We start from the raw sequence: 11,941 nt of genomic DNA, 5'->3' as shown, positions 1-11,941 counted from the left end.
GCGGGCTGCTATGGCGCCGAGACCTAGGATTTCTTGCCGGCCTTAGGCTTCTTGGCCTTGCGCGGCGTGGGGGTCGCCTGCCTGTCGCCCTGGTCGGAGAGTGCGTTCGGAAATTCTCCAAGATTCTCTTGGAGGAACGCTTCCTCGACGCCGACCGGCGCGGAAGGATCGATCCCTTCGGCGATCGGGTTAGGGAGTTGGCCGGACGAAGGGTTCTCCTCCATACCGACCAGCTCGCGCGCGCGTTCCCAATAATCCAGGTCGCGCCCCTCGGGGCGTCCCTCGGACTCCCAGAGGTGATAGGCGCGCTCGCGGATCAGGCGGTCGCGCTTGGGGTCGTTCTCCAGGGGATTGTCCGACATTCTTCTCTCCATCCGAGCCGCCTGCCGCCCTTTGATTCGCGGTGCACGGCTCTCGGCAGAGAGATGGCGTGAGGCTCGGCTGGGGTCAACTCGCGTCGGGTTACATGTGACTCAGATGTGAATCGCGCGGCCCTCGGTCGCGAACGCGGCTTCCTTCACTGCCTCGCTCAAGGTGGGGTGGGCGTGGCAGATTCGCGCCACATCCTCGGCCGAGGCGCCGAATTCGACCGCAGTCACCAGTTCGGCGATGAGAGTTCCGGCATCGGGGCCCAGGATATGCGCGCCGAGAATGCGGTCGGTGGTCTTGTCCGCAAGGATCTTCACGTAGCCCTCGACATCCCCCATCGCGCGCGCGCGCCCGTTGGCCGTAAAGGGAAATTTGCCGATCTTGTAGGCGATGCCGGCGGCCTTCAACTCGTCCTCGTTCGCGCCGACCGAGGCCACTTCGGGCCAGGTGTAGACCACGCTCGGGATCGCGCCGTAGTTCACATGGCCGGCCTGACCCGCCAGGATTTCGGCAACAGCGACGCCTTCGTCTTCGGCCTTATGCGCCAGCATCGGGCCGGCGCGGACGTCGCCGATCGCGTAAATGCCCGGGACATTCGTCGCGTAGCGCGCATCGGTCGCTACGCGGCCACGTTCCAGCGAAACGCCTGCCTCTTCGAGGCCGAGGCCGTGCGTGAAGGGGCGGCGGCCGACGCTCAGCAGCACGATGTCGGCCTGGATGGTCTCGGGGGCGCCGCCTTTCGCGGGTTCGAGGGTCAGGGTGACGCCCTTATCGCTGTTCTCGGCTTTAGTCACCTTGGAACCGAGACGGAACTTGATGCCCTGTTTTTCGAGGATGCGCTGAAAATCGCGTGCGATGTCGGCATCCATTGGCGGCACAATGCGGTCTAGGAACTCGACGACCGTCACCTCGGCGCCGAGGCGGCGCCAGACGCTGCCAAGTTCCAGGCCGATGAAGCCGCCGCCGATGACGACGAGGTGGTTCGGCACCGCATCAAGCTCGAGCGCGCCGGTCGAGGTCACGATGCGCTTTTCGTCCACGGCGACGCCGGGGAGCGGGGTGCTCTCGCTGCCAGTGGCGATGACGATGGCCTTGGTCGCGTATTCCGTGCCGCCGACATCGACGCGACCGGCTGCCAGGATGCGGCCGGCGCCCTTGAGCCAGGTGACCTTGTTCTTGCGGAACAGGAACTCGACGCCATTGGTATTGGCTTTGACCACATCCAGCTTACGCGCCTGCATCTGCGCGAGGTCGAGCTTTACACTGTCGATGACGACACCGTGCGCCTTCAGGGAATGCTTGGCGTCGTGGAAATGCTCGGAGGATTGAAGCAGCGCCTTCGAGGGGATGCAGCCGATATTGAGACAGGTGCCGCCCAGCGTCTCCCGCTTCTCGACACAGGCGACCTTGAGCCCAAGCTGAGCCGCGCGGATGGCGCAGACATAGCCGCCCGGACCGGAACCGATGACGATGAGGTCGAAACTGTCAGCCATGATGGTCCTCGTTTGGTCGGTCGTATTGGGAGCGGAGCGGCCCCCGTAATTGCGGGAGTGACCCACCCCCGGCCCCTCCCTTGCAGGGAGGGGTGAAGAGGCGCGGTTCCCCTCCCTGCAAGGGAGGGGTTAGGGGTGGGTTACTTTGCGCGGGCCGTTGGGTCAGAGCCCCAGCAACAAACGTCGCGGATCTTCAATGTTCTCCTTGACGCGTACCAGGAAGGACACCGCCTCTTTGCCGTCGATGATGCGATGGTCGTAGGTCAAAGCGAGATACATCATCGGCCGGATTTCGACTTTGCCGGCGACCGCGATCGGACGGTCCTGGATCTTGTGCATGCCGAGGATCGCGGCCTGTGGCGGATTGATGATCGGCGTCGACATCAGTGAGCCATAGACGCCCCCATTGGTGACACTGAATGTGCCGCCCGTCAGCTCGTCGATCTTGAGCTGGCCGTCTCGTGCGCGTTTGCCGAAATTCGAGATGGCGCCTTCGATTTCCGCGAAACCCATCTGGTCCACATCGCGGATGACGGGAACGACGAGTCCGCTAGGGCCGCCAACCGCGATGCCCATATGGACGTAGTTTTTGTAAACGATGTCCTCGCCGTCGATCTCGGCATTGACCGCCGGGAATTCCTTCAAGGCAGCGACGCAAGCGCGCACGAAGAAGGACATGAAGCCCAGGCGGATGCCGCCGTTCTTCTTCTCAAAGGCATCCTTGTATTGGCTGCGCAGCGCCATCGCCGCCGACATATCCACCTCGTTGAAGGTGGTGAGCATGGCGGCGGTGTTTTGCGCCTCCTTGAGGCGGTTCGCGATGGTGCGGCGCAGGCGCGTCATCTTCACGCGCTCGTCGCGCGGCTCGTCCTGACGCGCGACCTTGGCGGCCACCGGGGCAGGGGTGGCCGCTGGCTTGTTCAGGAATTCCATCACGTCGCCCTTCGTGATGCGACCATCCTTGCCGCTACCGGCACCGATCTCGCCGGGCGAGATGCCGGCTTCTTCCATGCGCTTCGCCGCAGAAGGAAAAGCGCGCTCCGGTGTGGCGCGGTCTGAAGGCGGCGTGCCGGGTCGGGCCACGGGGCCGGTTGGGCGGGGTGGCGCGTTTATTCCAGCCTCGGGCTTGGCCGCCGGTCTGCCGACGGGCGGCGGACTCGTCGCGAGCGCGGTGCCGGCGGGAGCCTTGGCACCGCCGATCTCGCCGAGCACGGCGCCGACTTCGACTTCCGCGCCATCGCGCACACGGACCGAGGACAATACTCCGGCGCTAGGCGCGCCGACTTCGACGGAAACCTTATCGGTTTCCAGCTCGACCAAAGGCTCGTCCACCGCGACGGTATCGCCTTCCTGCTTGAGCCAGCGGCTGACCGTCGCCGTGGTCACGCTTTCGCCAAGGGTCGGCACCTTGATCTCGATGCCACTCGTAGCGGGCGCCGGTGCCGCCTTGGCAGGCGCAGGAGCCGGTGCTGCGGGTGGCGCGGCCGGGACAGCAGCGGGTTTCGCGGCCGCGGCGGGCTGAGCCTTGTTGCCCGTCGCCGCACCGCTTTCGGAAATTTCACCGAGCAGGCCGCCGACTTCCACCTCGGCGCCATCCTTGGCGATGATCGCGGAAAGCACGCCAGCGGCTGGCGCATTGACCTCGACCGAGACCTTGTCGGTTTCCAGCTCGACCAGCGCCTCGTCGGCGGCGACGGTATCGCCCTCCTTCTTCAGCCAGCGCGCGATGGTGGCGGAGGTCACGCTTTCCCCAAGAGTGGGAACCTTGATCTCGGTCGGCATCGTCATTCCTTGCTGGCCGCAGACTACGGCGATGGGGCTAGGCGTGGGCTGGAGCGCTTCAGGGTAGCAGACTATTTGAGCGCGGCATCGACGAGCTTCGCCTGTTCCGCCGCATGGATCTTGGCCGAGCCGGTGGCCGGGCTCGCCGCATCATCCCGCCCGACGTAGATGGGGCGTTTTGTCGCCGCGTCGATCGCCACCAGCACGCGCTCAAGCCGCCGATCGACAAAGGTCCAGGCGCCGTAGTTCCCGGCCTCCTCCTGGCACCACACGATTTCCGCGTTGCGGTAGGGGGTAAGCACGGTGCGCAGCGCCATAGCCGGGAAAGGGTAGATCTGCTCGAGCCGCACGATCGCGATGTCTTTGATGTCACGGTCGCGACGGGCCGCCAGAAGGTCGTAATAGACCTTGCCCGAGCAGAGCACGACGCGCCGCACGTCCTCGGGCGCGACCAGTATATCGACTTCCGGGATGACCTTCCGGAAGTGGCTGTCGGCGTCCATTTCGGACAGCTTCGACACCGCGAGCTTATGTCGCAGCAGCGACTTCGGCGTCATGATGATGAGCGGCTTGCGGTAGTTGCGCTTGAGCTGGCGGCGCAGCGCGTGGAAGTAGTTCGCGGGCGTCGTCAGGTTGCAGACTTGCATGTTCTGCTCAGCGCAAAGTTGCAGCCAGCGTTCCAGCCGGGCGGAGGAATGTTCCGGTCCCTGGCCTTCCATGCCGTGCGGCAGCAACAGGGTCAGGCCGGACATGCGCAGCCACTTGGTTTCGCCGCTCGCGATGAACTGGTCTACCACCGGCTGCGCGCCGTTCGCGAAGTCGCCGAACTGCGCTTCCCACAAGACCAGCGTGCGCGGATCGGCGACGCTGTAGCCATATTCAAAGCCGAGAACGCCGACTTCCGAAAGCAGCGAGTTGTAGATCTCGATCTTCGCTTGCTGCGGCCGAACATTATTCATCGGCACGTATTCGTTCTGGTTCGTCTGGTCGATCAGAACGGCATGGCGCTGGCTGAAGGTGCCGCGCTGGCAATCCTCGCCGGACAGCCGCACGCGATTGCCGTCCAGCAGCAGAGCGCCGAAAGCGAGCGCCTCGCCGGTCGCCCAATCGATGCCTTCGCCGCTATCGATCATCGCGCGCTTGGCTTCGAGCTGGCGGGCGATCTTCGGATTGAGGTCAAAGCCTGGCGGGACCGAGGACAGCGAGGCTCCGATGGCGCGCAGTGATTCGATTGGCGCACCCGTGGGATCTTCGGACTGGGTCTCGTCATCCTCGCCACGGTTAAGACCGGCCCATTTGCCTTCGAGCCAGTCGGCCTTGTTTGGGCGGTAGGATTGCGAGGCCTGGTAGCAGCCCTCAAGGTTGGCCATGACCTTATCCCAGCCGGCTTGCGCTTCGGCCTCGTCGATCACCCCATCCTTGACGAGGTTTTCGGCATAGATCGTGCGCGTGGTCGGACGCGCGGCGATGGCGCGATACATGATCGGCTGGGTGAAGGCCGGCTCGTCCGCTTCGTTATGGCCGTGACGGCGATAGCAGACGATGTCGAGCACCACGTCGGCGGAGAATTCCTGGCGGTATTCGGTAGCGAGCTTAGCCGCGAAGATGACCGCCTCCGGGTCGTCGCCGTTCACGTGGAGGATGGGCGATTGGATCGCTTTGGCGACGTCGGTGCAATAGAGGCCCGAATAGGCGTGCAGCGGAACGGTGGTGAAGCCGATCTGGTTGTTGGTGATGAGATGCAGCGTGCCGCCGGTGCGGTAGCCGATGAGCTGGCTCATCGCCAGCGTCTCATAGACGATGCCCTGGCCAGCAAAAGCAGCGTCGCCGTGCAGCAGAATGCCCATCACCGAGTGGCGCTCGCGCGTGTCGCCCGCCTCGTCCTGCCGGGCGCGCACCTTGCCGACGACCACGGGGTCCACGACTTCAAGATGCGAGGGGTTAGGCTGCAGCGAGAGATGGACGCGGCGGCCCTCGATCTCGATGTCGGCTGACGTGCCGAGGTGATATTTCACGTCGCCCGAGCCCTGGACGTCATCAGGCTTGGAACTGGCGCCGCCGAACTCGCTGAACAGCGCGGTGAGCGGTTTCTTGACGACGTTGACGAGGATGCTCAGCCGCCCGCGATGGGCCATGCCGATGACTACCTCGTTGACCCCGGAATGGGCCGCGGTGCGAATCATGGTCTGCAGAGCGGGGATGGTTGATTCGCCACCCTCGAGGCCGAAGCGCTTCGTACCGACAAAACGCTTCTGGCAGAAAGTCTCAAAAGCCTCAGCTTCTGTCAGCTCCTGCAGCAATTGCTTGCGGGTATCGTTGTCGATCTCCAGCCGCCAAGGCGAGCCTTCGATCCGGCGCTGGAGCCAATCTTTCTGGCGCGAATCCTGGATGTGCATGAACTCGATGCCGAGCGAGCCGCAGTAGGTCTCGCGCAGGACTTCGAGGATCTCGCGGATCGTCGCGCTTTCGCGGCCGAGCACGTTGTCGATGAAGATCGAGCGATCGTAATCTTCGGCCTCAAAACCATAGGTCGAGGGGTCGAGCTCGGGATGGTGGCGCGGGACTTGCTGGCCTAGCGGATCGAGCTTGGCTTCAAGATGGCCGCGCACGCGATAGGCGCGGATGAGCATGAGCGCCCGGATCGAGTCAATCGTCTCGGCATGCGCGCGGCCCACGACATCGGCCAAAGCAGCGGGGGCGCCGGGACGCGTGGCGGTGGGTGCGGGACGGTCCGGAACGCCATCCGCCTCAATCTCCCAGCGCCGCGGAGCCCAGGAGGCGCCCGAGGCGTCTGTCAGCACCGACCTCGACTCGTCGTTCAAGGCCGCGAAGAGATCCGCGAAGCTCTGATCGACGGAGCTGGGGGACTGCACCCAGCGTGCGTAGAGATCGGAGATGAAGGCGGCATTCGCGCCGTTGAAGGCGGTGGCAAGCATGTCGACGCCGGGCATGGGGGGCTCCGCTGAATGATGCCCGCCAGACCAAGCGGGCACCCGCGCTTCCTGTTACGTCCTTAGAGGGCGCGGTGGGACCCGGACATAAGCGCTCCGGGCCTCGACCGAACCGGTCAGTTGAAGGTCGCTGGGTTGTCCCATGTGCATGCGCCTCGGTTCAAGGCTCTGCAACTTACGCTTGCAAAGCTTTGACCATGGTGCTGCCGAGCGAGGCAGGGCTGTCGGCGATATGGATGCCGGCGGCGCGCATCGCATCCGTCTTGGCGGCCGCCGTGTCGCGCCCGCCGCTGATGACGGCACCCGCATGGCCCATGCGGCGGCCGGGAGGAGCGGTGGCGCCGGCGATGAAGCCGACGACGGGCTTACGGGTGCCACTGGCGCGGATGAACTCGGCCGCGACGATTTCGCTCTCGCCGCCAATTTCACCGATCATCACAATCGCTTGGGTCTCGTCATCTTCCAGGAACAGCGCGAGGACGTCCTTGAAGTCGAGGCCCTTCACCGGATCACCGCCAATGCCAACGCAGGTGCTCTGGCCGAGGCCGGCCGCCGTGGTCTGCGCCACCGCTTCATAGGTGAGGGTGCCGGAACGGCTGACGATGCCGATCTTGCCACGGCGGTGGATATGGCCCGGCATGATGCCGATTTTGCAGGCGTCGGGGGTGATGACGCCGGGGCAGTTCGGACCGACCAGAATCGACTTCGAGCCGCTCAGGGCGCGGTGCACTCTCACCATGTCGAGCACCGGGATGCCCTCGGTGATGCAGACGATGAGCTGCATCTCGGCGGCGATCGCCTCCAGAATCGAGTCGGCGGCGAAGGGCGGCGGCACATAGATGGCGCTGGCGGTGGCGCCGGTCTTCTCCCGCGCCTCGGCCACGGTGTCGAAGACGGGGAGGTCGATGTGGATCGAGCCACCTTTGCCAGGAGTCACGCCCCCGACGACCTTGGTGCCGTAGGCGATGGCCTGCTCGGAGTGGAAGGTGCCCTGGGCGCCGGTGAAGCCCTGGGTGATGACGCGGGTTTCGCTGTCGACGAGGATGGCCATGTTATGCGGCTTCCTTCACTGCGCGGACGACCTTTTGGGCGGCATCCGCGAGGTTGTCGGCCGAGATGATGGGCAGGCCGGACTTCGCCATGATCTCCTTGCCGAGGGCGACATTGGTGCCCTCCAGCCGGACGACCAGCGGCACGGTAAGCGAGACTTCACGGGCGGCGGCGATGACGCCCTCGGCGATCACGTCGCAGCGCATGATGCCGCCGAAGATGTTCACCAGGATCCCTTCAACATTCGGATCCGAGAGGATGATCTTGAAGGCCGCTGTCACCCGCTCCTTGGTGGCGCCGCCGCCGACATCGAGGAAGTTGGCCGGCGAGCCGCCATAGAGCTTGATGATGTCCATGGTCGCCATCGCGAGGCCGGCGCCGTTGACCATGCAGCCGATGGTGCCGTCCAGGGCAACGTAGCTGAGGCTGTGCTTATTCGCCTCAAGCTCCTTGGGGTCTTCTTCCTGCTCGTCCCGCAGCTCTTCAAGCTCGGGGTGGCGAAACAGGGCGTTGTCGTCGAAGGTCACCTTGGCATCGAGGGCGACGACATCGCCGGTCTTGGTCACCACCAGCGGGTTGATCTCGACAATGGCGCAGTCGAGTTCGACGAAGGCGTTGTACATGGCGAGCGTGAACTTGGTGAAGGCATTCACCTGCTTGCCGCTGAGGCCGAGGCCGAAGGCCAGGCCGCGTGCATGAAAGGCGGAGATGCCGGTCGCCGGATCAATCGCGACGCGAAGGATCTTCTCGGGCGCGTGCTCGGCGACTTCCTCGATCTCCATGCCGCCTTCGGTGGAGGCCATGATCAGGATGCGGGAAGTCGCGCGGTCCACGAGAAGCGAGAGGTAAAGCTCGCGGGCGATGTCGCAGCCAGCCTCGACATAGACGCGATGCACGGTGCGTCCGGCGGCGCCGGTCTGTTTGGTGACCAGCGTATGGCCGATCATGGCCTCGGCGGCCTCGCGCACTTCCTCGTGCGACTTGGCGAGGCGGACGCCGCCCTTACCCTCAGGCGCATCGGCGAAGCGGCCGGCGCCGCGACCGCCGGCATGGATTTGCGACTTCACGACGAAGACGGGGCCGGGCAAGCGCTGCGCAGCGGTCACGGCTTCCTCGGCCGTCCAGGCGACGTAGCCGTCCAGCACCGCGACGCCGCGCGCCTTCAGCAGGACTTTGGCCTGGTATTCATGGATGTTCATAAGTTCAGCCCACCAACTTCTTCGAGGCTTCGATCAAACCGCGCACACCTTCGCAGGACTTGTCGAAGGCCGCCTTTTCCGTCTCGTTCAGAGCGATCTCGACGATCCGCTCGACACCGCCGGCACCGATCACCACCGGCACGCCGACATAGAGATCCTTGATCCCGTATTCGCCGTTGAGGTTGGCGGCGCAGGGCAGCACGCGCTTCTTGTCCCTCAGATAGCTCTCAGCCATGGCGACGGCCGAGGCGGCGGGGGCGTAGAAGGCGCTGCCTCGTTCGAGCAGCTTGACGATTTCGCCGCCGCCATTGGCGGTGCGGGCCACGATGGCGTCGATCTTTTCCTGCGTGGTCCAGCCCATCTTGATGAGGTCGGGAACGGGGATGCCGGCGACGGTGGAGTAGCGCACCAGCGGCACCATTGCATCGCCATGGCCGCCGAGCACGAAGGCCGTGACATCCTCGACCGAGACCTTGAACTCATCGGCGAGGAAGAGGCGGAAACGGGCGCCGTCCAGCACGCCGGCCATGCCAACGACCATATTGGGCGGCAGGCCGGATTTCTGCTGCATCACCCAGACCATCGCGTCGAGCGGGTTAGTGATGACGATGACAAAGGCGCCGGGGCAGTTGGCCTTGATGCCTTGCGCGACCTCGGCGATGACGCCGGCGTTCTTGGCGACCAGATCATCGCGCGACATGCCCGGCTGGCGAGGGAAGCCCGCCGTGACGATCACCACATCGGCGTCTTTGAGAGCCGCGTAGTCTGAGCCGCCGGTCATCTCGGCGTCGAAGTTATCGACCGCCCCCGACTGCCGGATGTCGAGCGCCTTGCCCGCAGCGACGCCCCCGAAGACATCGAAGAGCACGACATCGCCGAGCTCCTTGAGGCCGATGAGGTGAGCCAAGGTGCCGCCGATATTGCCTGCCCCGATGAGGGCAATCTTATTCCGGGCCATGAGGGTCCTTCCATGGGTTCGGGAAGCGGACGCGCGAGCGGGCCGCGGAATTGATCCTCGCGGCCCGAAAGGCGGGTTGTGCTAACGCAGATGTTGCACTGCCACAAGCTAGCAGGATGTTTAGGAACCGCCCTCTAACGCGCAGGTCTGGCCTGTCAAATGGGCGGGCTATCGTTACCCAATTAGGAACCAGAGACGGAACAGCGCTGTCTGCGCCAAAGTCTCTCGCCGCAAACCAGGCAGTCTTAGGGCACGCAGGCGTGCAGCGGCGCCGCCCGAAAGTGCTTTGGTCACGACCGAGAGGTCGCGGCGAGCAGCGGGGGAGAGCAGGCGGTCATCCCGCTGGAGGGCGCGGATATTGGCGCGGAATACGGTCATGAAGGCCCCGGGGCCTCGGCGCAGGGCGGCGATGGCGCGCTGTAGCGGCGGGCCGGCGGCACCGACCGCGTTTCCGCCGTGTTGCCGGTAGAGGATCACGCCGCGATCGTCGAGCAGGACGCGGCCACCGGCGGCGGTGACCATCAGGTAGCACCACCAGTCGTGCCAGGTTTCGGGCGGCGCGGTTGTCGCGGCGACCAGCCGGATCGCCGCGGCGTTCAGGATTACCGTGTTGCCGGTCGCGATGTTCTGGGTGAGGCTGGCCGGGAAGGCCGCCGGACCGAGCAGCGGCGCCGACAGTCCGCGACGGTTAAGCGTCTCGTCGACCAGCACCTGCCGGGCGCAGTAGAGCGCGGGGACTGCCTCAGGCACATCGCGGAGAGCGGCGAGGCCCCAGGCGAGTTTGTCGGGCAGCCAGATGTCGTCCTGATCCGCAAAGGCGATGTGAGGGAAGTCCTGCGCGCCCTTCAGCAGCGTCATGAAGCTGCGGAGGACGCCGAGATTGCCGCCCGGTTCCGTCAGTCTTCGGCAGCGTGGACCTAGCCGCTGGGTCCAGTCTTCCAAGACGGCGACTGTCTCGTCCGTGGAGCCGTCGTCGCGCCATAGCAGCAGCCAATCGGTTTCGCTTTGGGCGGCGAGGCTTGCGATGAGAGCGTCGAGGAAGCGGGCGCCGTTATAGGTGGAGAGCAGAATCGCGCAGACAGGCATCAGTTTCGGCCGTCTGGGCCTTTCAGCAGGCTGGCGACGGTGCGTTCAAGGCTTTCGCGCCAGGGCGGGAGGGTGACGCCGAAGGTGCGGGCGAGCTTGGTGTTGTCGAGCCGCGAATCGGCTGGGCGCCTCGCGGGTGTCGGCCAATCGGCGGTGCGGATGGCCTCGACTTCCGGGGATGGGCCGCCAAACGGCCCGGCGGCCGCGAACGTCGCGACGGCGAGGCCGTGCCAGGTGGTCTCGCCCGAACCGGTGGCGTGGAAGATGCCGCCGTATTCGGGCTTCCAGTCGGTTTTCGCGATGAGGGCGAGGATGTCGAGGATGGCGGTGGCGAGATCGGCCGCGGCGGTCGGGCTGCCCTTCTGGTCACCGACCACGCGCAGCTTTGGCAGCTTGGCGCCGGCGCCGAGCATGGTGCGGACGAAGTTCTTGCCGGTATCGGAATAGACCCAGGCGGTGCGCAGGATCACCGACCGGCCTCCAGCGGCAAGGACCGCTTCCTCGCCATCGCGCTTGGTGCGGCCGTAGGCGCCGGTCGGGTTGGTCGGATCGGTTTCGAGATAAGACGCGCCTTTGTCGCCATCGAAGACATAGTCGGTCGAGACATGGATGAAGGGAATGCCGGCTCCGGCGGCGAGGCGGGCGAGGGTTGCCGGGCCGTCCCGGTTCGCCCGTTGTGCGGCCGCCTCGTCCTGTTCGGCGGCATCGACCGCGGTATAGGCGGCGGCGTTGACGATGGCGGCCCAGGGGCGGCTGGCGAATGCTGCTTCCAGGCTTTCGGGATGGTCAAAGTCGAGTTCGGGGCGGCCGAGGCAGATCACGGCCATGTCGCGGGCGGGGGCTAGGCGGGCGAGGGCTTGCGCGAGTTGGCCGGCCGTGCCGGTGACGAGGATGGGGCCGAAGGTCATGGGTCAGGGCTCCTGGTCTCTCATCTCCCCTCCCTGGAAGGGAGGGGCCGGGGGTGGGTCATGCAGCCGAGACGTCGGCGGGTGCGGCGGCGAGCAGAACCCACCCCTAACCCCTCCCTTGCAGGGAGGGGACGACAAAGTGCCG

The 11,941-nt window shown here is 65.5% G+C and carries 9 protein-coding genes and 1 pseudogene; all 10 read right to left on the bottom strand.

Annotated elements, in window-relative coordinates:
- Positions 1 to 23: 23 nt before the first annotated feature.
- A complete protein-coding gene (locus GSQ83_RS01900) occupies positions 24 to 362 on the bottom strand; it encodes a DUF2934 domain-containing protein (RefSeq protein WP_158801022.1) in 339 nt (112 codons plus the stop codon).
- A gap of 111 nt (positions 363 to 473) precedes the next feature.
- Positions 474 to 1,862, bottom strand: a complete 1,389-nt coding sequence (lpdA, locus tag GSQ83_RS01895) for a dihydrolipoyl dehydrogenase (protein WP_158801021.1) — start codon at positions 1,860 to 1,862, stop codon at positions 474 to 476.
- 162 nt (positions 1,863 to 2,024) lie between these two features.
- Positions 2,025 to 3,281, bottom strand: a complete 1,257-nt coding sequence (gene odhB / locus GSQ83_RS01890; protein ID WP_254065450.1) for a 2-oxoglutarate dehydrogenase complex dihydrolipoyllysine-residue succinyltransferase — start codon at positions 3,279 to 3,281, stop codon at positions 2,025 to 2,027.
- 195 nt (positions 3,282 to 3,476) lie between these two features.
- Positions 3,477 to 3,644, bottom strand: a pseudogene (locus GSQ83_RS30250) (biotin/lipoyl-containing protein); the annotation flags it as partial.
- Positions 3,645 to 3,715: 71 nt separating this feature from the next.
- The gene (locus GSQ83_RS01885) at positions 3,716 to 6,595 is read right to left on the bottom strand and encodes a 2-oxoglutarate dehydrogenase E1 component (protein ID WP_158801019.1); all 2,880 of its coding nucleotides are present in this window, start codon (positions 6,593 to 6,595) and stop codon (positions 3,716 to 3,718) included.
- Positions 6,596 to 6,770: 175 nt separating this feature from the next.
- Positions 6,771 to 7,646, bottom strand: a complete 876-nt coding sequence (gene sucD / locus GSQ83_RS01880; RefSeq protein WP_158801018.1) for a succinate--CoA ligase subunit alpha — start codon at positions 7,644 to 7,646, stop codon at positions 6,771 to 6,773.
- A gap of 1 nt (position 7,647) precedes the next feature.
- Positions 7,648 to 8,844: an ADP-forming succinate--CoA ligase subunit beta gene (gene sucC / locus GSQ83_RS01875; protein ID WP_158801017.1), complete on the bottom strand. Its 1,197-nt coding sequence runs from the start codon at positions 8,842 to 8,844 to the stop codon at positions 7,648 to 7,650.
- Between the two features lie 4 nt (positions 8,845 to 8,848).
- The gene (gene mdh / locus GSQ83_RS01870; RefSeq protein WP_158801016.1) at positions 8,849 to 9,802 is read right to left on the bottom strand and encodes a malate dehydrogenase; all 954 of its coding nucleotides are present in this window, start codon (positions 9,800 to 9,802) and stop codon (positions 8,849 to 8,851) included.
- 174 nt (positions 9,803 to 9,976) lie between these two features.
- Entirely contained in the window at positions 9,977 to 10,888 is a 912-nt protein-coding gene (locus tag GSQ83_RS01865) for a glycosyltransferase family 2 protein (protein WP_158801015.1), read from the bottom strand.
- Positions 10,888 to 11,796: a dTDP-4-dehydrorhamnose reductase gene (rfbD, locus tag GSQ83_RS01860; protein WP_158801014.1), complete on the bottom strand. Its 909-nt coding sequence runs from the start codon at positions 11,794 to 11,796 to the stop codon at positions 10,888 to 10,890. The genes GSQ83_RS01865 and rfbD overlap by 1 nt, the downstream gene beginning before the upstream one ends.
- Positions 11,797 to 11,941: the final 145 nt, after the last annotated feature.

The organism is Acidisoma sp. L85 (genome assembly GCF_009765865.1).
Lineage (GTDB): Bacteria > Pseudomonadota > Alphaproteobacteria > Acetobacterales > Acetobacteraceae > Acidisoma.
The sequence above is the reverse complement of the archived record's forward strand: the minus strand, read 5'-3'. Positions and strand labels throughout refer to the sequence as shown.

Coding starts and splice junctions, on each gene's coding strand:
- lpdA (WP_158801021.1), bottom strand. CDS start 1,862: ATGGCTGACAGTTTCGACCTCATCGTCATCGGTTCCGGTCCGGGCGGC.
- mdh (WP_158801016.1), bottom strand. CDS start 9,802: ATGGCCCGGAATAAGATTGCCCTCATCGGGGCAGGCAATATCGGCGGC.
- sucD (WP_158801018.1), bottom strand. CDS start 7,646: ATGGCCATCCTCGTCGACAGCGAAACCCGCGTCATCACCCAGGGCTTC.
- GSQ83_RS01900 (WP_158801022.1), bottom strand. CDS start 362: ATGTCGGACAATCCCCTGGAGAACGACCCCAAGCGCGACCGCCTGATC.
- sucC (WP_158801017.1), bottom strand. CDS start 8,844: ATGAACATCCATGAATACCAGGCCAAAGTCCTGCTGAAGGCGCGCGGC.
- GSQ83_RS01865 (WP_158801015.1), bottom strand. CDS start 10,888: ATGCCTGTCTGCGCGATTCTGCTCTCCACCTATAACGGCGCCCGCTTC.
- rfbD (WP_158801014.1), bottom strand. CDS start 11,796: ATGACCTTCGGCCCCATCCTCGTCACCGGCACGGCCGGCCAACTCGCG.
- GSQ83_RS01885 (WP_158801019.1), bottom strand. CDS start 6,595: ATGCCCGGCGTCGACATGCTTGCCACCGCCTTCAACGGCGCGAATGCC.